The sequence below is a fragment of the Stenotrophomonas sp. AB1(2024) genome (genome assembly GCF_037482345.1).
Taxonomy (GTDB): Bacteria; Pseudomonadota; Gammaproteobacteria; order Xanthomonadales; family Xanthomonadaceae; genus Stenotrophomonas.
The window spans coordinates 1,958,571-1,985,423 of record NZ_JBBHKO020000001.1; the positions used below are offsets into that span (position 1 = coordinate 1,958,571).

Genomic DNA, 26,853 nt, shown 5'->3' on the forward strand with positions numbered 1-26,853 from the left:
CAGGCTCCGGTGCAACGGCAGTCCCACCCGGTGGGACTGCGAGCGAGACCTTCGCCGTATGGCGAAGCTCTGTCCCCGGATCCCCTCCGATCCTCCGTTGCAGATCCTCGCCGTCCGGCTTGAGGCATTTCATTCATTCAACGGAAAACCCATGCAGACGATCGGTAATTTGTGGTTGTGGGGCGGCTTCGGCACGGTGGTGATCATCGCGCTGCTGGTCGATCTGGTACTCATGCGACACGGCGGCCCGCACAAGGTGACCTTCAAGGAGGCCCTGTGGTGGTCGATCGGCTGGGTCGCCCTCGCCCTGGCCTTCAACGGTGGTCTCTGGTACTACCTGAACGAGACCGCCGGCCAGGTGGTGGCCAACAAGGTCGGCCTGGAGTTCCTGACCGGTTACCTGGTCGAGAAGGCCCTGGCGGTGGACAACATCTTCGTGTTCCTGATGATCATGGGTTACTTCGCCGTGCCTGAGGAACAGCGGCAGAAGGTACTGATCATCGGCATCCTGGGTGCGATCGTGCTGCGTACCATCATGATCTTCGCCGGCAGTGTGCTGCTTACCAAGTTCCATTGGCTGCTCTACGTGTTCGGCGCGTTCCTGCTCTTCACCGGCTGGAAGATGTGGTTCTCGGCCGGCCAGGAGCCAGACCTGGAAGCCAACCCTGCCCTGCGCTGGATGCGCAGGCACCTGCGCCTGCTGCCTGATTACGCCGGCAATGCCTTGAGCGTCATGCGCGACGGCAAGCGCTGGTACACCCCGCTGTTCGTGGTGCTGATCCTGATTGCGGTCACCGACGTGATCTTCGCGGTGGACAGCATCCCGGCGATCTTCGCCATCACCACCGACCCGTTCATCGTGCTCACCTCCAATGTGTTTGCGGTGCTGGGCCTGCGCGCCATGTTCTTCCTGCTGGCCGGCATGGCCGATCGCTTCCACCTGCTGCCGTACGGCCTGGCCCTGGTGCTGGCCTTCATCGGCGCCAAGATGATGCTGATCGACATCTTCAAGATCCCCACCCCGATCTCGCTGGGCGTGGTCGCGGTGATCATTGCCGCTACCGTGGTGCTGAGCCTGAAGAACCCGCCCAAGACCGGCGACGCGTAACGCCTGATCGCCGCCGGCGGGATTGTCCCGTCGGCGGCACCTCTGTCTCCCGCCGCGTTGCCCTTGTGTTCAGGCGGACGCGACGCAATTCCTTTGGATATGAACGCCAACCTGCCCCTGCCTGCCGGCGAGCCGCCGGTCACTCCCCGTAACGACCGCGGCCGCGTGGTGCGGGCGTTCAACCTGAGCCTGGCCTTCGTGCTGGTGCTGGTGGCGGTGTTCACCGCGCAGGGCCACTTCGACTGGCGTCCCTGGGCCGTAGCCCCGCTGGAAAGCGCCGGCCTGCTCGGCATCCTGGGTGCGCCGCTGCTGCATGGCTCGGTCCAGCATCTGGCTGCCAATAGCTTCGCCCTATTAATTCTTGGCACTTTGGCTGGCAGCGTCTATCCAAAGGCGACCCTGCGTGCATTCCCGCTGCTGTGGATCGGCTCCGGGCTCGGCGCCTGGCTGCTGGGCGACATCGGCAGCCGCCACCTGGGTGCCAGCGGCATCACCCACGGCCTGATGTTCCTGGTGTTCGTGCTGGGTCTGCTGCGCCGCGACCGCCCGGCCATTGCCGCCGGCCTGATCGCCTTCCTGTTCTACGGCAGCATGCTGATCACCATCCTCCCGCACGAGCCGGGCGTATCCTGGCAGTCGCACATGGGCGGTGCGTTCGCCGGCATCATCAGCGCGCTGCTGTTCCGCCTGAGCGACCCGATGACCCCGCGCAAGCGGTACAGCTGGGAGGAGGAAGACGAGGACGAGCTGGACGCACCACGCGACAGCGACCTGGAACCGCCCTCGCCCCACCGTGTGCCGGTGTTGTGGCAGCCGCGCGAAGGACGGGATTTCGTTGTGTTGCCGTTCCGCCGGCCTGACGGGCAGTAACCGGGTTCCTCAGCCGGGCAGAGCCCGGCTCTACGTAGCGCCGGGCTCTGCCCGGCCCTCGCATCACCGTGCCACGTTCGACTCTCCGTCCACCGCGCGCCGCCCCAAGGCCGGATCGTCGGTGAAGAACGCATCGATCCCCGTCGCCAGATAGGCGCGCATTTCCGCCACCGACCCCTCGGGGTTGCGCGCAGTCGCCTCGCCCTTGCGGAACTCGGCGGCCATGAAGGAATTCTCGGGCCGGAACGTATACGGCACCACCAGCAACCCCGCCGCGTGCGCATCCCGCACCAGCGTCGTCGGCGTGCCCAGGCGGCCACTCGCATCCAGCGGAATCACCATGCGCAGGTTGGGGCCGATCCCATCGGCATAGCCGGCAATCTGCTCCAGCCCTGCCGGCGTGATCATGTCCGCGTAGTGCTGGCTGCCCTTGGCGGCCAACACGTCGCCCGGCTGCTGCTTGGGGTCGCCCAGCAGCTGCAGCAGGCGGATGTTGCTGTCGCGGCCGAGCTTGCTGCGCAGGTAACGCAGGTTGCCCACTTCGAACGACTGGATCGTTACCGGCGCCACGCGGGTGTACGGGTTGGCCTGCAGGGTCTTCACCAGCAGGTCTTCCATCGGCAGGCCGATGCTCTTGAAGTAGGTGCCGTGCTTGATCTCCGGCACCAGGCCAATCCCGCGCCCGGCACGGCCGGCCTGCTGGACCAGGAAGGTGACGATTTCGTCCAGCGTGGCAATGCGGAACTGGCCGTCGAAGGCGGTGCTGCGCAGCTGCGGCAAGCGCTCACGGGCATACAGCGTCTTCAGCTCGGCCAGGGTGAAGTCTTCAGTGAACCAACCTTCGATGCGTTCGCCATCAATGGTTTTTCTGGTCTTGCGGCTGGCGAACTCGGGATGGGCGGCCACATCAGTGGTGCCGCTGATCTCGTTCTCGTGGCGCGACACCAGCACACCGTCCCTGGTCATCACCAGGTCGGGCTCGATGTAGTCGGCACCATCGGCAATGGCCTGCGCATACGCGGCCAAGGTGTGCTCGGGCAGCAGCGCACTGGCGCCGCGGTGGCCATAGACCGCCGCCTTGCGCGACGCGGGTGGGGAAGATTCAGCACTCATGGCCACCGATGGTGCCACGGCCAGCGAGAACAGTAATGCACAACCCCACAACGACTTCGACACTGCAGACCCCTGTTGGTACCGCCCCACCGATGCGGCTAGGGCCGGAATAGACGTGCGGCATTGTAGGGGGACGGTGTTACAGCGGGAAGAAAGGGAGACATGGGTCGCGGTTTATCCGGAACGGGACAAGGACGTCAGGCGTGGTTTCGACTTTGGGCGCTGGGTCGCACTTGCGGGTGGAAACGGGTGCGTACATTTCACGAACCCTGTTCCCGACGGAGCGCATCGTGGAATCCAACATGCGTGGCACCTTGTTCCGGATGCCTGTGGCCTGCTCATGAAGGCTGCGGCATTAAAAGGTCTGTGTGGTGGCGTGGTCACCAGCGTCTCCATTGCCGTGGGATACATCCCCATTGGCTTCTCGTTTGGTGTCGCCGCGATTCAGGCCGGCGTGCCTGCCGACATGGCGGTGCTGATATCGCTGGTGGTATATGCCGGTGCCAGTCAGTTCGTGCTCATCTCGTTGATCACGTCCGGCGCGGGGCTGTTGACGGCGATTCCAACGGTGCTGCTGATGAATGCCCGTCATGCGCTTTATGGTCCTGCAGTGGTGGCGGCGGCGTCAGGCGGCAGCGGCAGACTGGCATCGCCGTGGCTGGCGTTTGGTCTGACCGATGAAGTCTTAGCGACCGCAATAAGCAGAATGTCCTCGGTTCCGCAGGATCAGCGTGACCATTGGTTGTTGGGTCTACAGGCAGGCGCATTTGTGGCCTGGGTCGGCGGCACCGTTCTCGGCGTCGTGTTCGTGCGAGTAGTAGATCTTTGGCCCGCTGCTGTGCGAGAAGGGCTGGGCTTCGTCTTGCCGGCGCTGTTCCTTTCACTGCTGATGGAGACCGGTTTGCGACGCTGGCACGTGCCCATTGTGGCGGCTGCAGGCACAGCGCTTCTATCGGGATCTTTCATGGCGAGCCACCATGCACTTGCGTTGAGCATTGTGGTCGGCGCATTGGGGCACGCCCTGGCAACCAGGGGACCGCGTTGAAAAGCGACATGGTCTGGTTGATTGTCCTCTGCGGCCTGGGAACCTTTCTGCTGCGCTGGTTTCCGCTCTGGCGTACGCGCCAGGGTGGAGATGCGAGTCCCAAGGCCCAGAGATTGCAAAGGTGGCTGGCGGGCGTGGGTCCTGCTGCCATTTCAGCGCTGATGGTCGCCTCAATACTCGCCACTCTGGGCAGCGGTGCCGATGCAGGCAGGATTCTCATCGCAGCAATGGCACTGGCGTGTGTCGCTCTTGTGCGCTGGACATGTCGCGGCGGTGTAGCGATTCCTACGCTGTCGGGCGCACTTGCCTATGGCCTTCTCTCTCACCTTATCGGATGAGTGTGCATCACTTCCGATGAAGAAGGCTCTTATAGTATGTATGTTAATGATTTTAAGCCAACAACCTGCTGCACCAGATCCGCATCTGACTTGAGGTAATCGCCCGGCTATTGCCTCGCATTTCGTGGCACTCCACAGGGAATCTTTCCTGCCATGATGTCACCGGTGAAGATTCACATTGACATGCACGACATGAATCAGCTCTGCACTCACATGCGTGTGAGTGCTGACGTAAGCCCACTTCATCGGGTGATCGAATGTCGCTCCGTGCTGATGCACGGGAAGATCGGCATCTGCCTTTTTTCGCAATTTGAGCACCAGTTCAGCAATGCCAGGCTTCTTGAAGTACTCGATGACATAGCCACGGCCTTGTCGCCCAGAGGAGTAGCGGGAAACCAGCTGTTCGATCGCTTGCGCGTGATACGCGGGTCCTGCATAGATCTTAGCCTCAGCCAGTCGCTGCTCTGGAAACATCATGCTCTCGACCTGGATCATCAGATCGACTCGCCCATTGCTGTATCCCTCACGCGTGACAGCAAGGCCCGGCATCCTCAGAGCTGCCGCCAGGAAAGCGGACAGCTTTTCTTCTCTGTCATCAGTCAGGTGATGGGCTTCAGCTTCCATGCGCTGAACACAATCCGCGAAATGAAGGTCAAGAAAGTCGTCGAAGTCCTCCGCCGTTCTGGCTTGAAATAATTTTCGAAGCACGGGAAACCATCCCAACAGTGTTTTCAGACTATCGCCCATGCGCAATCCTCTGTGCATCTTGAAGCGCCCAACGAATTGACAGTCGTTCAGCCCAGTCGTCGCCATCCGGATCTTCCTGCGCCAATAGGCGCACCCCGTCGAAACTCATCTTCTCTGGAGTATCCGAGCTGCCTACACTGACAAACTCTCGATTCAGGATTCCGACATCGTGGGCCGATAGCAGGTTCAGAACGGGAAACAGAACATGGCTCACCGACAGCCCGCTGGTCTCTTCGATGAGGGCGAGATCGGCAATACCCAGACTGTTCCTACCCCCCGCCGCCAATCCATCCAGTAGCCTATCCACGGCTTGTGACCAGACCACCGCAGCACCGAATCTGTCCCGAACAATGTCCAATGCACGCATACGGACATCCTGTACACCATGGTCAGAGTTCTGCTGGTACGTCACATCGAACACCATGTCCGTCAGCCAGCGTTTGAAATTCGGGTTGTCGCTGAACTGCTTGAACAATTCTGTATGGTCGGACAGCAGCTCCAGCACCACCCGGTTGAGTGCCTTGTCGTGCTCCAACTTGGCGTTCTGGCGGTCGGAGTTGGCCTGCGCGTTCTGATACGCTTTGTCCCGCGCCACGCGCACCGGAATTTCCTCGGCGATGACCTTGCCGATCTTGTCGGCATCCTTCCAGTCGATGTTGCCGAAAAGATCGTTGAAGGTCTTGAGGATGTTCGACAGCTTGTCGATATCCAGCTCGCCCTTGCCACCACCGCCACCTACCGGTGCCACTTCGACCGTGGCGTCGGTATCGTCCATCGCCATCTTGAGTGCGGCCCGCGCTTCAACACGGTAGCTGTCGATATCGATGGACTCGAGTACGCCCTTCGACAGATCCTCTTCCTTCGGCGCGGGCAGCTTCGGGATGAGAAAGTTCAGGAAGATCGACAGCTTCTCCCATGCCGGATGGCCGTAGCTCAGGATCGCGGCGAGGAAGCCGTAGCTGCGCACGAAGGTTTTGGCCTTGCCCTTGAACTCGACCTGGTTGTTCTCATCCAGATGGGCCTGGTACTGCTCGACGCAATGATCGAGGATGGGATCGAGTTTTTCTCGGTCGGCACCACTGAGATACAGCGCCACCAAGTCCTCTACCTGCGTCCAGCTGTATACCTGCTTGTCATCGAGGTCGGCCTTCAGGTCATGCAGCTTGTTGGCATCGGTTTCACCGGTCTGGATCGTAGCGCGGTAGTAGTCTTGGAACGCCTTCTTCACTGCTTCGGCGTTGTCGGCGAAGTCCAGCACAAAGGTGTCATGCTTTTGCGGGTGCGCTCGATTCAGGCGTGATAGCGTCTGCACCGCTTGTACGCCCGCCAGCTTCTTGTCGACATACATCGTATGCAGCAGCGGTTCATCGAAGCCAGTGACGAACTTGTTGGCGACGATGAGAAAGCGATACGGGTCTTGCCTGAGCCTGTCCGGAATCTCCTTGCTCGGGAAGTCATTGAGGTCAGCCTCGGTCTTCTTCTCGCCGCCAATCTCGAACTCGCCCGAATACGCGACGATGGCTTTGTACGGGCTCTTCATCTGTTCGAGGTAATCCGACACCTCGCGCCAGTAGTCGATGGCCCGTGCAATGCCATTGCAGACGATCATTGCCCGCGCCTTGCCACCGATCTTCTTGGCGCCCATCACCTGTGCAACGAAGTGATCGACCATGATCTCCGCCTTGCGCCGGATGGCCTTGTCGTGGGATTCGACGTAGTGGCGGATCTTTTTCAAGGCCCTGGCCTTGTCGAAGTCCGGATCGCTCTCCACCGTCTTGGCGACCTGGTAGAAACTGTCCAGCGTGGTGTAGTGGGCAATCACGTCGAGGATGAAACCCTCCTGTATCGCCTGTTTGGTGGTGTAGGTCAGTTCCTCTGGCGAGCGGAATTCCACCTTGTCGCCCACCACGGTCTTCTCGCCGAACAGTTCCAGTGTCCTGTTCTTGGGCGTGGCGGTGAAGGCGAAGTAGCTGGCGTTGGACAGCATCCGACGCGACTGAATGCGCTTCTCGATCTCGGTGTTCACCGCGTCCTGCGTCGCGTCTTCCTCGAAAGCCTCCTCGTCGGTCTTGCCGGAAAGGGCTTCATGCATCCTGGCCGTGGTCTTGCCGCCCTGGCTGGAGTGCGCCTCGTCGATCATTAGCGCGAACTTCCTGCCCGACAGGTCGCCGATTTCTTCGAGGATGAAGGGAAACTTCTGCACCGTGGTCACGATGATCTTCCGGCCCCGGCGCAGGTAGTCGCGCAGTTCCTGCGCGTTGTCGGAATGGCCGAAAATCGAAGCCACATGATCGTAGCCCTTGATAGTGCGCGCGATCTGCGTATCCAGCGCACGCCGGTCGGTGATGATGATGATGGAATCGAACTGCGGCATCAAAGGGTCGGCTACGCTGCGCAACTCCACCAACTGGTGCGCCAGCCAAGCAATGGTGTTGCTCTTGCCGCTGCCTGCCGAGTGCTGGATCAGGTAACGCTTGCCCACACCGTCGCTGCGAGTGCGGCGCAGCAGGGCGCGCACGGTGCGCAACTGGTGGAAGCGGGGAAACACCGGCTTGCGCTTTTTCTTCTTCCGCCCTGTGGCGGCGTCGGTTTCCTGCTCATCCACCACCTGCGCGAAGCTTTCGATGATGTTGGCCAGCGATTCCTTGGCCAGCACCTGCTTCCACAGGTAATCGGTCTTCAAGCCGTTGGGGTTGGGCGGGTTGCCCGCACCGTTGTTCCAGCCCTGGTTGAATGGCAGGAACCACGACGCCTTGCCCTTCAGCTCCGTGCAGAAATACACCTCGGCATCGTCTACCGCGAAGTGCGCGATGCAGCGCCCCGGCTGGAACAGCAGCTCCTGCGGGCTGCGTGTGCTCTGGTACTGGACGATGGCATCGGCCACGGTCTGCTTGGTCAGCGAGTTTTTCAACTCGAAGGTCAGCACCGGCAGGCCGTTGACGAAGATCACCAGGTCGAGTTCGTTGCCGGAGTCGTGACTGTAGCGTACCTGCCGGGTGATGCTGAAGATGTTCCGGCCAAAGGCCTCGGCGGCGTTGGTGTTGCCCGGCGTGGGCAGCAGCCTGTAGAGATCGACCCTCACCGGCCCATGGCTTACGCCCTTGCGCAGCACATCCACCACACCGCGCTTGGTGATCTCGCCTTGCAGGCGATGCAGGAACTGTGTGCGCTTGATGCCCTCGTGCGCCAACTCCAGCGTTTCCACCGCATCAGGCTGCGTGGCTTGCAGAAAGGCCAGCAGTTGCACGGTATCCAGCGCCACATCGCGGTTGAAATCCGTCGCTCGGCCCAGTACGTAGCCGCCCAGTGCATAGATGGCCCCCGGACTCTGTACGGCATTTGGAGGAACGGAAGCATGCTCGCTGATACCCGCCAGGTGGCGCACGATCAATTGCTCCAGTGCCTTCTCGCTGGTATCGGTGGGTTTCATGCGTCGTCTCCCTTCTTCTTTCCCGGCTTATTGTCGAGTTGGTGCGGCGGTTCGATCTGCTTGAGCAGACGATCGAAATCGCTTTCGAACAGCCTGTCCTGCACGATGCGGTATTTCTCGAATTCGCTTTCGGCGTGCGCCCTGGCGATTTCGGCGGTGACTCGGCCCGCGTCCTGCAGCACCTCGCGGTCAGTCGCCTCGATGAAGCGGTTCAGGCGCGTTTCCCAATCCTGCATGGTCATGGGGATCTTGCGCAGCGCCATGCTTTCAGCCACATCCAGATACGCATTTACCAGCCGGGAAAGTTGCGCCATTTCGTCTTCGGTCAAATAGTTCTTGGCGACCGCCACATCGAACTTCTGGATTTTTCCTAATGGTGCATCCGTCCACGTGGTCAGTCCCATATGCTGCTTGTTGGCGTCGGCGCGGGTATGGACGACTTCTGCTGCCGTCTGCCCGTGGATGGCCCAGTGCAGCTTGTTCTGCACCGTGGCGAAGAAGCGTTTGGTGGCTTTCGCCGTCACGTCGTAGTCGATGGACGTGGCGTAGATGTCGGTGATCTTCTGGTAGAACTTGCGTTCGGACAGGCGAATCTCACGAACGCGCTGGAGCTGCTCCTCGAAGTAGCGTTCTGTCAGGACGGAGCCACCGCTTTTCAGGCGCTGATCGTCCATCGTGTAGCCCTTGACTGCGAACTCCTCAACGATGGTCGTCGCCCACTTGCGGAACTGCACGGCGCGCTCGGAGTTCACCTTGTAGCCCACGGCGATGATGGCCGCGAGGTTGTAGTGCTGGGTGTCGTAGCTTTTGCCGTCGGAAGCAGTTATCCGAAATTTTCGGATAACTGCTTCCGCCTGCAACTCGCTGTCGGAAAACACTTTCTTCAGGTGGTAGTTGACGGTGCGCACATCCACGTCGTAGAGCTGAGCCATCATTTTTTGCGTCAGCCAGACGTTTTCGTCGGCGTACACGGCCTCCACGCCGCCCTGCCCGGTGGCCGCAATGAACGTCAGGTATTCCGCCGCTGAGGAGCGCACCAGCGCGGTTTGCGTCGTTTTATCGGCCTTTTTCATGGGTGCTCCAGCGGGCTGGCTAGGTCAGTCTTCACCATCGGCGCCCTCCTCGTCGCTGCTGCCTGCGTCATCATCACCCAGCGCAGCAAGTTCGTCGTCGCTCACCACATCATCCGGTCCAGGCCGCCAACCGCGCAGGTCTACTTGACCGGTGACGGCATCGGCGATCAGGCGGTCGCGGTATTCGCGGATCAGCTTAATCTCGTCCTCGGCGCGGGCGATGGCTTCGTCAAGCGGCTGGCATCCGTCGGCAATCCAGCGACAGATGGCTTTCTGCTCTTCGATAGGCGGAACCGTGAATGGGATGGTCACGAGCTTTTCGCGTGTCAGATGCGCGATGCTTACACGGTTGACGATGGCGTTAAAGCGACCTTGTTTGCCATAGATGAAAAACTGATGTAGCAGGAATTCAGGTAGCATTGTTGGCTTAGCTGCGACACGATGCACTGAATTCTGGATGTAGCACTCGGGCAATTCGTCCCCCCACAAGCAGGCCCGCCCGACTTCCCCCCCTTCGCTGACCAGCAAATCTTCTTTTCGAACGCGAAGCTGCTGCATTTCGGTCTGGGCAACCCACATTTCTTTCACATCGCGTACATCGGGCTTGAGCCACTGCACGTTAGTGGAGCGTAAATAAGGCTTGAACTCACCATCCCCGTCTTTGGCTTCCATAGTTAGCATCTTGCCCAAGACGACATCTGCTATGTTTTTCAGTCGCTGCATTTCCCAATGCGCCGGCACCTCCCCCAGCCATGCGATGCCGGAAGGCTTAAGCTTGACCGATGCATCAAGACCGCGCGTGACAGCGTGGTCGATGATGCGCAGCTTCTGTTCCGTCAGCAGCGCAATAAGATCGCGCTTAGTCTTGATGAAACGGGCGATGTGCGCGTCTTGCGCGCGCAGGTAGGCGACGATCTGGTTTTGCTCGGGGCACGGCGGAACCAGCGATGGCATCTGCTTGAAGGATTCCCAATACAGACGGTTGCGGTCAGCCACGATGCCACGAGAGAACTTGTTCACCTCTTGCATGTAAGCCGCAGTGCGGAACAAGTAGCTGAAATAGGTGCTGTTGGCTTCTGCATAGGGCTTGACCACGACATAAGCAGGGCTGACCAAGCCATCCTCTGGCGCGGGGCCGACCGCGCCCTGCCACATGCGCATCATGTTGTAGGCAATGTCACCCTTGACGGCACGCTTGTACTTCTCCTTCTGGCTCATGACCTGCTTGCGCTTCAGGTTGTCCATATCGCGCACACGCACGCCGGTGCGCAGCGACACTTCCAGAATAGGCAGATCAGGAAAGCCGGTTTCCACGCGATGGCCAAACAACCGTCCATTACGCAGAACCTGCCAACCTTCGGGTACCTGCGGTACCCAAGGGAGGCCGGATACACGGTAGCTAGGATATCTGCTCGTTGCTGGCATCAAGCTGTCCCCACAATCTTGTGCAACAAACCTTCCGTCTGCTGCTCCAGCTTCAGGATGTCGGCGCGGATGTCGTCCAGCGAACGCAGCGGCGTCGGCTTGTAGAAGTAGCGGGCGAAGGAAATTTCATAGCCGATCTGGGTCTTCTCGCCGTCGATCCACGCATCCGGGGCGTGTGGCAACACCTCGCGCTCGAAGAAGGCGTCGATGCCACCCGGTTCCTTCAAAGACACCTGCTCGGTGTCGCGCAGATCGGTATCCGGCTCGTACCAGACGACTTCACGATGCTTGCCCGTTTCGATGAGATAACGGCCATCGAAGCCCGGGACGAAGGCATCACTGGCTTTGAGTTTGTGCCGCTTGGCCACCACCGCTGGCGCGGTGTCGTCGCGCCAGCTCACCGCCTTGAATATGGCTTTCTTGTCCGCTCCAGGGAGCTTTTTGTCATGCGCCTTCATCGCCGCATCGAATTCCGCTCGGAAGACGTTGTGGTCATCGAACACGGCGTCGCCCAGAACCTGTTGCGCCAGCAGCGCCAGATCGAGCAGCCCCTTGTCGCGTTGCCAGGTCGCGGCATCGAGCAATTTCTTGCGGCGCTTTTCCGGCACGGCTTTCTTTGCGGGTGCGTGGTCTTCGTCACCATCCTCGGTGTCGTCATCGTCGTCGCTGCCACCCTTGAGCCAGGCTTCGATTTCGGGCTTCAGCTTGGCAAAGCTGGTGTAGAGCTTGTCGCCATGCTCGGCGTAGATCTCGGTGCGCAGCGCCTCGTCGCCACTGGCGAAACGCAGGGTGTCGATGGCGCTGGTTTTCAACTGGCTCTTCAGACGCAGTGGGCGTTCGACCGTGATCTTCCAGTAGCCGAAGTCCTGCGTGTCGAACCATTTGCTTTGATCGGTATGAGAGTCGGTTTCCCGCGCTTCGCCCAGATACAGGTCGAGAATGCGCTGGATGTCGCCCTCGGCCAGTTCGCAGTTCTTCTTGCCAAGATTGCGTCGCAGCGGCGCGAACCACTGGCTCGCGTCGATCAACTGCACCTTGCCCTTGCGGTGCTCGGCTTTCTTGTTGGCCAGCACCCATATATAGGTGGCGATCCCAGTGTTGTAGAAAATGTTGAGCGGCAGGGCGATGATGGCTTCCAGCCAGTCGTTCTCCAGTACCCAGCGGCGGATATTGCTTTCGCCTTGGCCAGCGTCGCCAGTGAATAGCGCCGAGCCGTTGTGGACGAGGGCGATGCGGCTGCCGAGCGCGGTGTCATGTTTCATCTTGGACAGCTTGTTCACTTGGAACATGAGCTGCCCGTCGCTGGAGCGAGTGATGAGCTTGAACTCGGCATCGCCGCCGTGGTTGACGATAAAGCGCGGGTCGCTGAACTCCTTCTTGCCGCCCATGCGCTCCAGATCGGTCTTCCAACTCTTGCCGTAAGGCGGGTTGGAGATCATGAAGTCGAATTCGCGCGAACGGAACTGGTCGGCGGACAGCGTGGATTTGTCCGCCCCGCCGACGATGTTCTCCGCTTCTGCCCCTTCGCCTTTCAGCAGGAGGTCGGCCTTGCAAATGGCGTAGGTTTCATCGCTGATTTCCTGCCCGAACAGGTGTATGGATACTTCCTTGCCGTGCTGTTCAGCCAGCTCCTGCAAGGCTTCCTCGGCTACGGTGAGCATGCCACCCGTGCCGCAAGAGCCGTCGTACAGCGAATAAGTGCTGGACTCGATCCGGTCGGCCACAGGTAGAAACAGCAGCTTGGCCATGAGTTGAACGACGTCGCGAGGGGTAAAGTGCTCGCCCGCTTCTTCGTTGTTCTCTTCGTTAAAACGGCGGATCAACTCCTCGAACACCGTGCCCATGCCATGGTTGTCGAGCGCGGGCAGCTTGATGCGTCCGTCGGCATCCTTAACCGGCAATGGCGAGAGATTGACCTCGGGATCGAGGAAGTCTTCGATCAGGTAGCCGAGGATATGGGCATCCACAAGCTTCTGGATCTGGTTGCGGAAATTGAACTTGGTGAGAATTTCCTGCACGTTGGGCGAGAAACCGTCCAGATAGGCGATGAAGTCCTCGCGCAGGCGCTGTCCGGCGGCACTGGCCTTGAGCTTGGCCAAGGTGAACTCGGAAACGTTGTAGAAGGCTTGCCCGGCAGCGGCCTGAAGCGCTCCGTCCTGATTCGCCACTTTGGCACTGTCCAGCAGTCTCTTGCGCTCCAGGACCGTCTGTTTGGTCGACTCCAGCACCGCATCGAGCCGACGCAGCACGGTAAAGGGCAGGATCACATCGCGGTACTTGCCACGGACGTACACGTCGCGCAGACGGTCGTCAGCGATATTCCAGATGAAATCGGCAACCCACTTGATCTGGCTTTGGTCTTGCTGTCGTTTCTGCATTATCAGTGCTTCAATTCTTCATTCAAAATTATGGTTAGTAGCAAGCCGCAGTTGGAGTGTGTCGATTTGTGGCCGTAGCCATGGGGGCAAATACGTTCCAGCCGTTCGTACCTATCAATCCAACAGAACCAAAAACTCGGTCGCCAATGCGGTCGGCTGAACATCCCGAACATTGCGCTGCAGCGATACTAGGCCGTAATCGGCCATCATCCGCAGGGTGCGCGACAGGTTCGGCACCTTGCGGCCACTGAGTTCGGCCAGTTCGGTCAGAGACTTGGGTTCTTTGTCGTGGATCAGGCGCAGCAGGCGGCGGTTGTCGTCCGACAGCACCGCTGCCAGTGATGCCAGTGACGGAAACCAAATGCTGGGCGCTTCGCTTCCCTTCGGTGGCGAACATTCTGGCTGTCGGATACCCACAATGCAGCGCTTCATGATCGCAAATCCAATGACACGTTGACTCAAAATTGTATCAGTATCTGATAATCATCGTCGATCACAAATGCCCGTCACAAAGGAAAAGGCAAGGGAATGGCAATCAAGGGACAACGGTCCTATCCAAAAAAGGAAAAGGCCATAGTCTTCCCCCCGGATGGACTACACCACTAGATTCCCCGACGGTGCCAGCCCGTCGATGTAGTTCGACCACGCCTTTAACATCTCCCGCCGCTGCTCGGCATATTCCGCCCGGTTGTAGACGCCACGCACTCCACCGATGGTGTGGTTCAGCGCCTTTTCCACCACATCCGAAGGCCAGCCCTGCTCGTGCAGCAGCGTCGATGCGGTGCGCCGCAGGTCGTGGATGGTGAAGGCAGGAATCCCCTGCCCCTGCAAGGACACCTTTAGCGCCTGGTTCAGCGCATTGTTGGCGAAGGGCTTGGCCAGGGTGCCACGCCCTGGCAGCACCCAGTCGCTGCTGCTGGCCAGCGGCTTGAGTTCCTTGAACAGCGTTTGCGCCTGGGTGGATGGGTAGACGATGTGTGGCTTGCCGGTCTTGGAGTTCTCGACCGGAATATGCCATTCGCCTTCGTCCAGATGCACGTCCTTCCACTGCGCCAGCATCAGCTCGGACTTGCGCACCAGTGTCATCAGGATCAGCTGGAAGGCGATCTTGAACTGGCGACGGATGTTGGAGGTCTGCATGGCGCGCAGGAACTGCCGGATTTCATCCGGCGTCAGCGCTCGGTCGCGGGCGGCGGCGCGGTAAACGTGCCGCATTGGCAGGGCCATGACCGGGTTGGCCTGGATCAGGCCGCAGGTCAGCGCGTAGTCAAACATGCGCTTGAGCAGACCGCGCACCTGGCCTGCGGCGGCATCGAAGCCTTGTTCCTTCTTGCGCCAGATGACGCTGCGCACGTCCTCGGCGCTGATGTCCCGAACCGGCTTGCTGCCGATGTGCGGCAGGATGTCCTTTTCCAGGTAGCGGCGAGGCATGGTCACATCCTTGCGGTCGCGCGATTGGATGTCCTTGAAGAAGCGCTCGGAGAACTCGGCCAAGGTGGCGTCTTCTGCGCCAGCCACCTTGGCTTGCTGCTTCTTCTTTGCCGGCGATTCGCCCATTGCTACTTGCTGGGCCGCCTCATCCCGTTTCAGGCGAGCGTTCTTCAGCGTCAGCGCGGGATATTTGCCCAGCGTTAGCTTCTCGTACTTGCCATTCAGCCGGTAGCGGTAACGCCAGACGATGCCCCCGGTCGGGAACACTTCCACATGAAGCCCCCGGTCGTCGGTGACCGTGTAGGTCTTGTCTCTGGGCTTGAGCGCCTTGAGTGCGGTGTCGGTCAGTGCCATCTCATCCTCCGTATGTCCAAGTAGGAGGAAGAAAGCAATCAACCAGCTACTTGGAACTAAACTTGGACATAAAAGTGAGCAGCTTTGACTGTATCACCGGATCACTCAGTAGACAAAAATCCCTTTATTTATACCGCTTACAGGTACATCAGCAGACTTCAGTGGATGTCCTTGGACCCCACATCACTTCCCGATGCAGAAGCTCGAAAAAATCCGCCCCAGCAGATCATCGGCGCTCATCCGCCCGGTGATCTCCCCCAACGCCTCATGCGCCAGCCGCAGCTCCTCGGCGGCCAGTTCCAGATGCTCGTGCACCAGTTCGGACTCGGCACGCTCAGCGTGACCGATCGCCAGGGTGATCGCCTCCACGTGACGGGCGCGGGCTGAGAACTCGCCTTCCACGCTGTCGCCGGCGCTGCCGCTGGCCAGCTCGCGCAGGCGCGTGTGCAGGCGGTCCAGGCCCTGGCCGGTGGCGGCCGAGACGTGCACCACGTTGGCGTCGATGTCGGCCGGCAGGGCCTCGAGCAGGTCGCTCTTGTTGTGGATCCACAGCTGCAGCGGCACCTCGGCTATCGCGTCGGCCACGGCCGCATGGCCGGCCTGCGGGTCGCGGGCGTCCAGCACGATGATGGCCAGGTCGGTGCGCTGCATTTCGGCCCGCGCACGACGCATGCCTTCGCGTTCGATCGCGTCGCCGCCTTCGCGCAGGCCGGCGGTGTCGACCAGGGTCAGTTCCAGCCCGTCGATGCGGATGGTTTCGCGCAGGGTGTCGCGGGTGGTGCCGGCGATGTCGGTGACGATGGCGCGTTCGCTGCCGGCCAATGCATTGAGCAGCGAGCTCTTGCCCGCATTCGGCGGTCCGACCAGCACCGCGTGCAGGCCATCGCGCAGGCGACGGCCGCGTTCGGCATCGTCGCGCAGCGTCACCAACGCGCGCAGCACTTCACCCAGGCCCAGCCGCACCTGCTCGCCGCCCAGGGTATCCAGTGGTTCGTCGGCGAAGTCGATGGCGGCCTCCACGTGGATGCGCAGGCGCACCAGCTGCTCGCCGGCATCATCCACGCGGCGCGAAAACACGCCGTCCAGCGAACGGCGCGCAGCGCGCGCAGCGCGGGTATCGCTGGCGGCGATCAGGTCGGCGATGGCCTCGGCCTGGGCCAGGTCGAGCTTGCCGTTGAGGAAGGCGCGCTCGCTGAACTCGCCGGGCCGCGCCTGGCGCGCACCGAGTGCGATGCAGCGGCCCACCAGCTGCTGCAACACCACCGGGCTGCCGTGACCCTGCAGCTCCACCACGTCTTCGCCGGTGAAACTGCGCGGATTCGGGAAGTACAGGGCGATGCCGTCATCCAGCACCTCGCCGGCCGCATCGCGGAAGCGCGCGTAGTGCGCGTGCCGTGGCTGCAGCGCCGGGCAGCCCAGGTCAACGGCGATGCGCAGCGCCTGCGGGCCGGACACCCGCAGCATGCCCACGCCGCCGGCACCTGGCGCGGTGGCGATGGCAACAATGGTGTCGGTGGCAGTGTTCATGGCTCAGAGCTTCTCCAGCTGCGCGCGGGCCTGGGCAGCACCGCTGCCCTGCGGCTGCAGCGCCAGGTAGGTGGTGTAGGCCTGCTTTGCCTTGGCCTTGTCGCCGGCATGGAAGTACGCATCCCCCAGGTTGAGGTGGGCCACGGCGCGCGACGGGTCGATCTTCAGCGTGTTTTCCAGCCAGCGCGCCGCTTCAGCGTAACGCTGCTGGCGGTAGTAGACGAAGCCGAGGTTGTTGGCGGCCTGGGCGAAGTCCGGGCGCAGCTTCAGCGCTTCGGTGAACTGGGCGACGGCCTCCTCATAGCGCTTCTCGCGGTACAGCTGCAGGCCGCGGTCGTTGGCCTGCTGCGCACGTTGGCGGTCCGAGGTCGGCACGGCAGCGGGCACCACCAGCGTGCTCTTGCCGCCCTGCAGGTCGGCCACGGTCACCGGCGCCTCGCCCGGCGGCTTGGCGTCCTGCGCCGCATCCACCCGGTTGTTGAGCGCGATTGCATCCGCCGACAGCTGGCTGGTATCGGCATTGAGATATTCCTGGCTGTCGGGCACCTGGAACACGAACTCGCCGCCCTGTGACCCGGGCAGGCTGCCGAACGCCGGCGTCTGCCGCGACACCGCCGACACCGCCGGCGCCACGTAGGCGGCCAGCTCGGTCCCGGTGATCAGGCCATCGCCATTGAGGTCGCCCTTCCCTGCCAGCGCCTGCAGCAGCACCCAGGTAAACACCGAATGGCCGTTCGGCCCGCTGTCGGCCACCTGCTGGTCGCTGCCACCGGCGGTGAGCATCTGGCGCGCGCTGCGCTTGGCGTTTTCGCGCAGGAAGGCCGAGGACGATGGACCGCCGCGGGTCAGGCCCAAGCCGCTGTAGCAGGCATCCATCACGAACATCACGTGCTTGGCCTGCATGCTTTCGGCGATGTTCTGGATGTCGGTCATCGCAATGGCGTCGGTGGCGAACTCGTTGGGGTCCGAATCCACCGGGATGATGTAGCCCAGGTCGCGGCCCGACGCCAACCGGCGCGTGGCGCCATGCCCGGCGAAGAACACGAACACGCGGTCGTTGCGGCCGGTGCGGTCGTCGGCCAGGCGGTCGTGGAACGCGGCCAGGATGTTGTTGCGGGTGGCCTGCTTGTCCTTCAGCACGATCACCTGCGAGGACGGAAACTTGAACTGCCCGGTGAGCGTGTCGGCGATGGCCTGCGCGTCGTGGCTGGCGTATTCCAGCCGTGGCCACTTGGCGTACTCGTCGATGCCGATCACGATCGCCCACGACTTCTCGTAGCCGGTGGTGACCGTGGCTTCGCTGGCGGCGGCGCTACGCGGGCGGCTGACGGTGAATTCGCGGCCGTTCCATCCGGCGAACTGGTAACCCTCGGCAATCAGCCGGTCCAGGATCTGCGGCAGTGCTTTCACCGCGCGGTCGTGGATGTCGTGGAACAGGATGATGCCGCGCTGTTCCTTCTGTACCTGGCCCAGCACGCGCTGCACGATCGATTCGGGCACCGGGTCGGCCCAGTCCATCGAATCGATGTTCCACATGATCGACTTCAGGCCTGCTTCGTTGAGCAGCTGCAGGCCTTCGGCGTTGCGCGCACCATAGGGGAAGCGGAACAACGGCGCGCGGCGCTTGTCCACGTCCCGCAGCAGCGTGTCGGTGGCCAGCACCTGCTGGCGCAAGGCATCGCCGGTGGTGCGCGACAGCTGCGCGTGGGTCAGGCTGTGGTTGCCCACCGCGTAGCCCTGCTCCATCAGGTTGCGGCTGATGGCGGCCATCGGGCCCAGCTTGACGCTGCCATCGGCATGCACCTCGCCCAGGTTGCGGCCCACTTCGAAGAAAACACCCGGCACGTCGTAGCGCTTGAGGATGGCCACCACGTCGTCGGTGTAGGCCTTGTGCGGGCCATCATCGAAGGTAAGCACCACCGTCCTGGGCGGCAGGTCGCGGCCGAAGATCTCGCGCTCGCTGTCCTTCATCGACATCGGGTATGGCTCGATCACACCGTAGTCGCGCAGGATCGCCTCGCGGCTGTACTGCGTGTGCAGGTGCGCGAGGTAGTCGTCCCACTTCTCACGCTTGAGGGTGATCGCGCGGGTGCGGTCGAAACGGCTGAAGATGTTGGTGATTTCCTGGTTGTAGTTGCGCTCGATCTCATCGAGCGCCTCCAGGTCTTCACCCACGCGCTGATGCAGCTTCACCGCCGGCAGCGAAGAATCGGTGCCGATGCGTTCGTGCAGATCGCGCAGTATTTCGCGGAAGGCCAGGCGGTCGGCATCGTACAGCTCGGGCGCCGATTCGATGTAGTCCAGCACCGTGCCCAGGGTGGTGAAGCGCTGCGGGCTGCTGCCGCGCAGCAGCGCATCGAACTGCGTGGCGATGGCCTGGCGCTGGTCCAGCCCGTCGTGGAACAGCTGCTGGCCGATGCGGCTGGAGGTGTCGCGGTCGCGCGCCGATTGCTGCGTTTCGTCGGCCAGCAGCATGATGATGCGCCGGTGGCCATCGAGCTGTTTCTGCAGGGCGGTGAGCAGCGGCGCGGCCGCCGGGTCGGCAGATGCCGCGGCCTGCGCGCTGGGCTGCGTCGGGGTCGGCGTTGCAGGGGCGGCGGGGTCGTTGTTGCCGCAGCTGGCAATGGCCAGGGTCAGCAGCAGAGTGGATGGCAGGCGGAACAACGACGACGCACGGGGCATGGAGGGACTCGGTGGGTGGTGCGGGGGGGTGTGGTGCCGGCGATTGTATCGCTGGCAAAGAAAAACCCGCCGGGTGGCGGGTTTCTCTTCGAAGGCCAGACGACCAACGGTCGTCTGCTACCGGTTATTTTTTGGCAGTGGCCGGGACCGGGTCGCCGCCGTGGCGCTTGGTCATCCACCACTGCTGCAGCAGGCCCAGGCCGCCGTTGACCACCCAGTACAGGACCAGGCCGGACGGCATGAAGGCCATCATGACGCCGAAGATCAGCGGCATCATCTGCATCATCTTGGCCTGCATCGGGTCCATGCCCGGTGCCGGGGTCAGCTTCTGCGTGGCCCACATCACCGCCACGTTGATCACCGGCAGGATGAAGTACGGGTCGCGCGCGGTCAGATCCTGGATCCAGCCCAGCCACGGGGCCTGGCGCAGTTCCACCGATTCCACCAGCACCCAGTACAGCGCGAAGAAGATCGGCATCTGGATGAGGATCGGCAGGCAGCCGCCCATCGGATTGATCTTTTCCTTCTTGTACAGCTCCATCATCGCGGTCTGGAACTTCTGGCGGTCGTCGCCATAGCGCTCCTTGAGCTGCGCGATGCGCGGCTGGAAGCGACGCATCTTCGCGCCGCTCTTGTACTGCACCGCCGACAGCGGATACAGCACCAGCTTCAGCAGCACCACCAGGCCCACGATGGCCCAGCCCCAGTTGTTGACGACCTTGTGGACCTGGTTCAACACCCAGAACAGGCCCTGGCCGATCACGGCCATGATCGAGAAGCGGCTGTAATCGACAACGCGATCCAGGCCCGGCACATCTTCCTTGGCGATCTGGTTGACCAGCTTCGGGCCCACCCACAGGCGCGCTTCGCTGCTCACCTGCTGGCCGGGGGCCACGGTGAACGCCGGGCCGGTGGCCTGGATCTGGTCGCGGCCATCATGCTGGGACAGCGAGTAGTTCGCGGCCTGGTCCTTCTGCGGCACCCATGCGGTGAAGAAGTGGTGCTGCAGCATCGCCACCCAGCCACCGGTGACCTGCTGGTTGAGCGGGCCATCGTCCAGGTAGTCCTTGAAGGCGCGGCGCTGGTACTTGCCGTCCTTGTCGAACCAGGTCGCGCCATTGAAGCTGAACGAGTCCGGGTTGGTCATGCTGCGCGACAGGATCGTCGGCGTGCGGTCCAGCGTGCGGTACACGTAGCCGCTCCACGGGGTGGTGCCGGCGTTGATCACTTCGTCCTTGACCTTGACCGCATATTCATTGCGGTTGACGGTGAAGGTACGGCGGATGCTCACGCCGTTCGGGCCATTCCACACGAACGGGATCTGCAGCTCGTTCTGGCCCTTGGCCAGCACGAAGTCCCTGGCATCGCCCACCAGCGTGAAGCCATTGGCTTCCGGCACCGGCATGCTCTTGTCCTGGCTGGTCCAGCCGGTCACCGCGCGATACGGGTGGGTCGGCTCTTCGGTCAGCAGGCGCACCGGAGGGCTGCCCTCGTCCTTGGTCTGCGGGAACTGCAGCAGCTCCGCATCCAGCACGGTGCCGCCATCGAGCACCAGGCGCAGCACGTCGGTGGTGACGGTCACACGCGGTGCGCCGGCCTGGGCCTGCGCGGTCGGTTGGGGGGCCGGGGCACTGCCCGGGGCCTGCGGCACGTTGGCGCCGGGCACCGTGCCCGTCGCACCCGGCACCGGTGCCTGGGTCTGGGCGGCCACCGGCGCGCTCGGCGCCGGCTGGGCCTTGTCGCTACCCCACTGCATCCACAGCAGGATGGCCACCATCAGCCAGGCAACAATCAGGAAAACGCGGGTCTGGTTCATCAGCGTGCAGGCTCGACGGGGCCGGCAGCAGGTGCCGGCTCGGACTGGGAAAGGGGTGCAACCCCGGGCGGCGGCATTGTGCCGTCCGCGCCCGGCATGGGCAATGCGCCCAGCCGGCGCAGCAGGCGTTCAAAGGCCTGGCGGATCTCGGAATTGCTTGCGGTACGGGCGGAACTGCGGGCAACTACGACATAATCGCCGGCAGTCATCCACGGCCGTAGGTGGCGTGTGGCATCACGCAGCACACGCTTGATACGGTTGCGACCCACGGCTCGGGGATCGACTTTGCGCGAAACGGCAAGACCCAGCCTGGCCGGCGTGTCGCTCTTCAGCCAGTGCAGGGTCATCAGCGGTTCGGACACACGGCGGGCGCCGTTGAAGACCGTTGTATATTCGGCACGCGTACGAACCCGCGCAGAGCGAGGAAATCGCTTGCGCGGGTCGGAACTGCTCACAGTCAGGATTGCGTCTGCCGCAGGAAGCGGCATTGCAATCAAGCGCTCAGGACTTTACGGCCCTTGGCGCGGCGACGCGACAGGATCTTGCGGCCGTCAGCGGTCTTCATACGGGCACGGAAGCCATGGTCGCGCTTACGCTTGAGGTTGCTGGGTTGGAAAGTGCGCTTGGTGGCCATGCGGGCCTCTATATGAAGGGGACGGAAAGAACCGGAAATTCTATAGACCTACCCCGGGGTGCGTCAAGTCCATGTCACTACGGGATTTCACTGGCCTGTGCAATAGCTGTGGATCATTTTGTGAATAACTTCGGGACAACCATTCCCGGCACCCCGCGTCGGTGGTAGTCTGCGCCATCCATTCTTTCCCCTTCCGGCCTGCGGCACGGCGAGTTTCTGCGCCCTACCGCTGGCCCCAGACGATTATTGCCGATGGATGCCTGGTCCCGTTGTCTCGAACGCCTTGAGGCGGAGTTCCCGCCCGAAGATGTTCACACCTGGTTGAAGCCGCTGCAGGCTGATCTGCGCGCGGACAGCCTGGTGCTTTATGCGCCAAACGCCTTCATCGTCGACCAGGTCCGCGAGCTGTACCTGGCGCGGATCAAGGAGCTGCTGGCGCACTTCGCCGGTTTCGGCGACGTTTTTCTTGAAATCGGCTCGCGGCCGCGGGCCGTGGAGGCGCAGATCGCGCCGATTCCGGGCCATTCCGCGCCGGTTGAGCCGCTGGTGCCGTTCGCCGGCAACCTGGATTCGCACTACACCTTCACCAACTTCGTGGAAGGCCGCAGCAACCAGCTGGGCCTGGCCGCGGCGTTCCAGGCCGCGCAGAAACCGGGCGACCGGGCGCACAACCCGTTGCTGCTGTACGGCGGCACCGGCCTGGGCAAGACCCACCTGATGTTCGCCGCCGGCAACGCCATGCGCCAGGCCAACCCGGCCGCCAAGGTGCTGTACCTGCGTTCGGAACAGTTCTTCAGCGCCATGATCCGTGCGTTGCAGGAAAAGACCATGGATCAGTTCAAGCGCCAGTTCCAGCAGGTGGACGCGCTGCTGATCGATGACATCCAGTTCTTTGCCGGCAAGGACCGAACCCAGGAAGAGTTCTTCCACACCTTCAACGCCCTGTTCGACGGCAAGCAGCAGATCATCCTCACCTGCGACCGGTACCCGCGCGAAGTCGAAGGGCTGGAAGCGCGCCTGAAGTCGCGACTTGCCTGGGGCCTGTCGGTGGCCATCGAGCCGCCGGACTTCGAAACGCGCGCGGCGATCGTGCTGGCCAAGGCCCGCGAGCGCGGTGCTGAGATTCCCGACGATGTGGCGTTTCTGATTGCCAAGAAGATGCGCTCCAATGTCCGCGACCTCGAAGGTGCGCTCAATACCCTGACCGCCCGCGCCAATTTCACCGGCCGCGCGATCACCACCGACTTCGCCCAGGAAACCCTGCGCGATCTGCTGCGTGCCCAGCAGCAGGCCATCAGCATTCCCAACATCCAGAAAACCGTGGCCGACTACTACGGGCTGCAGATCAAGGATCTGCTGTCCAAGCGTCGGACCCGCTCGTTGGCCCGTCCGCGACAGGTCGCCATGGCCCTGACCAAGGAGCTGACCGAGCACAGCCTGCCGGAAATCGGCGATGCGTTTGCCGGTCGCGACCACACCACGGTGCTGCATGCGTGCCGGCAGATCCGGACGTTGATGGAAACCGACGGCAAGTTGCGGGAAGACTGGGACAAGCTGATCCGGAAGTTGAGCGAATGATGCATGCACGCCGCACGGGCGTCATCGCATAAAACGGTGCAAAATCCGGGTGTAAGCGAGGGACAGGCTGTGGATAAAAACGCCGGTTGAATTGGCCGAAATGTTATCCACAGGCTTCCCCACCCCTTGGGGGGTAGTAGTGCAGAGGGTTTCAAGGCCATAAAAGCCTTAATTTACAAATACTTAGATGTGTTTTCCCACGATTCTGGCTCTACCATCACCACCAAGCTTTTGATTTATTCCACATCTTTTTAAAGCATAGGGGCACGGAACCACATGCGTTTCACACTGCAGCGCGAAGCCTTTCTCAAGCCGTTGGCACAAGTCGTCAACGTGGTCGAACGCCGCCAGACCTTGCCGGTTCTGGCTAATTTCCTGGTCCAGGTCCAGAACGGGCAGCTGTCGCTGACCGGTACCGACCTGGAAGTGGAGATGGTGTCGCGGATCGCGGTGGACGATGCCCAGGACGGCGAGACCACCATCCCGGCACGCAAACTCTTCGAGATCATCCGCGCCCTGCCCGACGGCAGTCGGATCACCGTCTCGCAGAGCGGTGACAAGATCACCGTGCAGGCCGGCCGCAGCCGTTTCACCCTGGCAACGCTGCCGGCCAACGACTTCCCGTCGGTGGACGAAGTCGAAGCCACCGAACGCGTGGCCATTGGCGAAGCGACCCTGAAGGAGCTGATCGAACGTACCGCGTTCGCGATGGCCCAGCAGGACGTGCGCTACTACCTCAACGGCCTGCTGTTCGACCTGCGCGGCGACGCCCTGCGTACCGTCGCCACCGACGGCCACCGCCTGGCGTTGTGCGAAACCGATCTTGAAAAAGCCAGCGGCGCCAAGCGCCAGATCATCGTGCCGCGCAAGGGTGTGACCGAACTGCAGCGCCTGCTGGAAAGCGGCGACCGCGAGATCGAACTGGAAGTTGGTCGAAGCCACGTGCGGGTCAAGCGCGACGATGTGACCTTCACCTCCAAGCTGATCGACGGCCGCTTCCCGGATTACGAAGCGGTGATCCCGATCGGTGCCGACCGCGAAGTGAAGGTCGATCGCGAAGCCCTGCGTGCCTCGCTGCAGCGTGCCGCCATTTTGTCCAACGAGAAGTACCGCGGCATCCGCGTGGAAGTCTCGCCAGGCAACCTGAAGATCAGCGCGCACAATCCGGAGCAGGAAGAGGCCCAGGAAGAGATCGAGGCAGATACCACCGTCAGCGATCTGGCCATCGGCTTCAACGTGAACTACCTGCTTGACGCCCTGTCGGCACTGCGGGACGAGCACGTGGTCATCCAGCTGCGCGACTCGAACTCGTCGGCGTTGGTGCGCGAAGCCAGCAGCGAAAAGTCGCGTCATGTGGTGATGCCGCTCCGCCTCTGACCCAATTGGGTTCCACGTGGAACAGCGCAAACAAAACCCGGCCTAACCGCCGGGTTTTGTTTTTTGGGAGGTTCCACGTGGAGCATCGCCTCGCCTGTAGAGCCACGCCCTGCGTGGCTGCTCTTCGCAAATGCGCACGCGCGGCCAGATGTTCCTCGGGATATCCATCGCTTCCAACCACCGTGCCGTGGCGTCAAAACCTGGCCCTGTTTCCCAGCTCTAAGCTTTTAAAAACTGTATATAAATCTAAAGCTAGGTGGTGGTGGTAGAGCCAGATTTGGTTGAAAAGTACCTTATCTAATTGATTTTCATGGGAAATATAGACCTGAAACCCCCGGTAGAACCGGGGCTGAGCCTGGGGTTGAACCTGTGGATATCTTTCAAGGGGTACATAGGTTCTACTTTTATCCACAGATTGCGCAGAGATTGTGCATAAGTCATACAGGGGTCCTGTGGATAGCGCACAAGCCGCAGCTCGAATCTCGCGAGATCTGAGATCGCCTGCCCTGCCCCGATCTTCAGATTTCAAGGAATCGAGCCACACTTCGAGCAGCCGCGCCACACGGTCATCGCGAATGGCTGGAGTTCCCTGGAATCTGCACAGGTACACCGTTGCCGGTGTCTCAGATTTCAAGGAATCTGGCGTGTTTCCAGAGCCCGGTTTGAGGCATCACCGCCTAACCGCCCCACGTGAAACCGCCCCGATGCAGTAAGCTGATCGATTCCCCCAACCCTTCTGCCGCATCTGCGGCCTAGATTCGATCGCATGTACATCCGTCGTCTGTCCCTGCACCAGGTTCGTCGCTTCGACAGCGTGGAACTGGCCCCGCAACCGGGCATCAACCTGATCACTGGCGACAATGGCGCGGGCAAGACCAGCGTGCTTGAGGCGCTGCATGTGATGGCCTACGGGCGCAGTTTCCGCGGGCGGGTGCGTGACGGCCTGGTGCGCCAGGGGCAGGACGCCCTGGATGTCTTCGTCGAATGGGATGAACAGCGTTTCGGGGCGGATTCGGCCACGCGCCGCAAGGCGGGGCTGCGCCACAGCGGCCAGGAGTGGAAGGGAAGGTTGGATGGCGAAGATGTGGCCCAGCTCGGAAACCTTTGCGCTGCCTTGGCCGTGGTCACCTTCGAGCCTGGCAGCCACGCGCTGGTCAGTGGAGGCGGAGAACCCCGTCGTCGCTTCCTGGATTGGGGTTTGTTCCACGTGGAACCAGACTTTCTGGCCCTGTGGCGGCGCTACTCGCGGGCCCTGAAGCAGCGTAATGCGCTGCTCAAGCAGGGCGGGCACCCGCATGCGCTGGATGCTTGGGATCGAGAGCTGGCCGAGGCCGGCGAGCCGCTCACCACGCGCCGTCAGCATTACCTGGACCGTCTGCAGGATAGAGCCGTCAGCCTCGCGCAGGATCTGGCCCCCAACCTGGGCGTCCAGTCGCTGACGCTGAGCCCGGGGTGGCGCAAACAGGAGCTTTCCCTGTCCGATGCCCTCCTGCTGTCCCGAGAGCGCGACCGGCTGGCGGGCTACACCTCAGTGGGACCGCATCGGGCCGACTGGAGCGTGGGCTTTGCCACCATTCCCGGCCGCGATGCCCTGTCGCGCGGCCAAGCCAAGCTCACCGCCCTCACCTGTCTGTTGGCCCAGGCCGAAGACTATGCCGAACAACGCGGCGAATGGCCGGTGATCGCGCTGGACGACCTCGCTTCGGAGCTGGATCGCACACATCAGGCCCGGGTACTGGACCGTCTGCGCGCCGGCCCGGCACAGATCTTCATCACCGCCACCGAAACCCCGGCCGCCCTGCAGGACCGCACCGATATCACCCGGTTCCACGTGGAACATGGCCATGTCCAGCTTGTGCCATAGTGCTGGCAGGGGCGGAAGCGCCCGGCTGGTATAATTGCTGTTGCAACCCCTTATCCATCGGCG

The 26,853-nt window shown here is 62.1% G+C and carries 20 protein-coding genes; 7 read left to right on the plus strand and 13 right to left on the minus strand.

Translation table 11 applies throughout. The features are described from left to right. Nucleotides 1-151: 151 nt before the first annotated feature. Nucleotides 152-1,108, plus strand: coding sequence for a TerC family protein (locus tag WIX41_RS09065; protein ID WP_339446776.1), 957 nt, complete (start codon nt 152-154; stop codon nt 1,106-1,108). Nucleotides 1,109-1,207: 99 nt separating this feature from the next. Further along, nucleotides 1,208-1,978: a rhomboid family intramembrane serine protease gene (locus tag WIX41_RS09070; protein ID WP_339446778.1), complete on the plus strand. Its 771-nt coding sequence runs from the start codon at nt 1,208-1,210 to the stop codon at nt 1,976-1,978. A gap of 63 nt (nt 1,979-2,041) precedes the next feature. On the opposite strand, the gene WIX41_RS09075 is transcribed toward WIX41_RS09070, so the two are convergent. After that, complete coding sequence (locus WIX41_RS09075) at nt 2,042-3,091, minus strand: glycerophosphodiester phosphodiesterase (protein WP_339446780.1); 1,050 nt, start codon at nt 3,089-3,091, stop codon at nt 2,042-2,044. A 340-nt stretch (nt 3,092-3,431) separates the two neighbouring features. On the opposite strand from WIX41_RS09075, the gene WIX41_RS09080 reads away from it, so the two are divergent. Next, nucleotides 3,432-4,136 carry an AzlC family ABC transporter permease gene (locus tag WIX41_RS09080; RefSeq protein WP_339446782.1) on the plus strand — a complete coding sequence of 235 codons (705 nt, stop codon included), beginning with the start codon at nt 3,432-3,434 and terminating at the stop codon, nt 4,134-4,136. Nucleotides 4,137-4,144: 8 nt separating this feature from the next. Continuing rightward, nucleotides 4,145-4,474 (plus strand): AzlD domain-containing protein, encoded by a 330-nt coding sequence (locus WIX41_RS09085; protein WP_339446784.1) that lies wholly within the window; start codon nt 4,145-4,147, stop codon nt 4,472-4,474. Nucleotides 4,475-4,633: 159 nt separating this feature from the next. Here WIX41_RS09085 and WIX41_RS09090 read toward each other — a convergent pair whose 3' ends face one another. The 12 genes from WIX41_RS09090 to rpmH form a co-directional block, all read right to left on the minus strand. Continuing rightward, nucleotides 4,634-5,221 (minus strand): hypothetical protein, encoded by a 588-nt coding sequence (locus tag WIX41_RS09090; protein WP_339446786.1) that lies wholly within the window; start codon nt 5,219-5,221, stop codon nt 4,634-4,636. Next, nucleotides 5,211-8,651 carry a type I restriction endonuclease subunit R gene (locus tag WIX41_RS09095; protein WP_339446788.1) on the minus strand — a complete coding sequence of 1,147 codons (3,441 nt, stop codon included), beginning with the start codon at nt 8,649-8,651 and terminating at the stop codon, nt 5,211-5,213. The genes WIX41_RS09090 and WIX41_RS09095 overlap by 11 nt, the downstream gene beginning before the upstream one ends. Next, nucleotides 8,648-9,724 carry a virulence RhuM family protein gene (locus WIX41_RS09100; RefSeq protein ID WP_339446790.1) on the minus strand — a complete coding sequence of 359 codons (1,077 nt, stop codon included), beginning with the start codon at nt 9,722-9,724 and terminating at the stop codon, nt 8,648-8,650. The genes WIX41_RS09095 and WIX41_RS09100 overlap by 4 nt, the downstream gene beginning before the upstream one ends. 24 nt (nt 9,725-9,748) lie before the next feature. Further along, nucleotides 9,749-11,038 (minus strand): restriction endonuclease subunit S, encoded by a 1,290-nt coding sequence (locus tag WIX41_RS09105; RefSeq protein ID WP_339446792.1) that lies wholly within the window; start codon nt 11,036-11,038, stop codon nt 9,749-9,751. Nucleotides 11,039-11,148: 110 nt separating this feature from the next. Further along, a complete protein-coding gene (locus WIX41_RS09110) occupies nt 11,149-13,527 on the minus strand; it encodes a type I restriction-modification system subunit M (RefSeq protein WP_409187350.1) in 2,379 nt (792 codons plus the stop codon). Between the two features lie 114 nt (nt 13,528-13,641). Further along, nucleotides 13,642-13,959 (minus strand): helix-turn-helix domain-containing protein, encoded by a 318-nt coding sequence (locus WIX41_RS09115; RefSeq protein WP_339446794.1) that lies wholly within the window; start codon nt 13,957-13,959, stop codon nt 13,642-13,644. Nucleotides 13,960-14,121: 162 nt separating this feature from the next. Beyond that, nucleotides 14,122-15,312 (minus strand): tyrosine-type recombinase/integrase, encoded by a 1,191-nt coding sequence (locus tag WIX41_RS09120; RefSeq protein WP_339446795.1) that lies wholly within the window; start codon nt 15,310-15,312, stop codon nt 14,122-14,124. A 183-nt stretch (nt 15,313-15,495) separates the two neighbouring features. Further along, nucleotides 15,496-16,839, minus strand: coding sequence for a tRNA uridine-5-carboxymethylaminomethyl(34) synthesis GTPase MnmE (gene mnmE, locus WIX41_RS09125; RefSeq protein WP_339446796.1), 1,344 nt, complete (start codon nt 16,837-16,839; stop codon nt 15,496-15,498). A gap of 3 nt (nt 16,840-16,842) precedes the next feature. After that, entirely contained in the window at nt 16,843-19,521 is a 2,679-nt protein-coding gene (locus WIX41_RS09130) for a polysaccharide deacetylase family protein (RefSeq protein WP_339446798.1), read from the minus strand. Nucleotides 19,522-19,645: 124 nt separating this feature from the next. Next, nucleotides 19,646-21,337, minus strand: a complete 1,692-nt coding sequence (gene yidC, locus WIX41_RS09135; RefSeq protein WP_339446800.1) for a membrane protein insertase YidC — start codon at nt 21,335-21,337, stop codon at nt 19,646-19,648. Further along, nucleotides 21,337-21,825, minus strand: a complete 489-nt coding sequence (gene rnpA / locus WIX41_RS09140) for a ribonuclease P protein component (protein WP_214902958.1) — start codon at nt 21,823-21,825, stop codon at nt 21,337-21,339. Before rnpA ends, yidC begins: the two co-directional genes overlap by 1 nt. Before the next feature lie 5 nt (nt 21,826-21,830). After that, on the minus strand, nt 21,831-21,971 hold the full coding sequence (rpmH, locus tag WIX41_RS09145; protein ID WP_006404565.1) for a 50S ribosomal protein L34: 141 nt from the start codon (nt 21,969-21,971) through the stop codon (nt 21,831-21,833). A gap of 252 nt (nt 21,972-22,223) precedes the next feature. On the opposite strand from rpmH, the gene dnaA reads away from it, so the two are divergent. From dnaA to recF, 3 genes are all read left to right on the plus strand, one after another. Beyond that, the gene (dnaA, locus tag WIX41_RS09150) at nt 22,224-23,549 is read left to right on the plus strand and encodes a chromosomal replication initiator protein DnaA (protein WP_339446803.1); all 1,326 of its coding nucleotides are present in this window, start codon (nt 22,224-22,226) and stop codon (nt 23,547-23,549) included. Nucleotides 23,550-23,825: 276 nt separating this feature from the next. Beyond that, entirely contained in the window at nt 23,826-24,926 is a 1,101-nt protein-coding gene (dnaN, locus tag WIX41_RS09155; protein ID WP_339446805.1) for a DNA polymerase III subunit beta, read from the plus strand. Nucleotides 24,927-25,692: 766 nt separating this feature from the next. Beyond that, nucleotides 25,693-26,790, plus strand: a complete 1,098-nt coding sequence (gene recF, locus WIX41_RS09160; RefSeq protein WP_339446807.1) for a DNA replication/repair protein RecF — start codon at nt 25,693-25,695, stop codon at nt 26,788-26,790. The last annotated feature ends 63 nt before the right edge of the window (nt 26,791-26,853 follow it).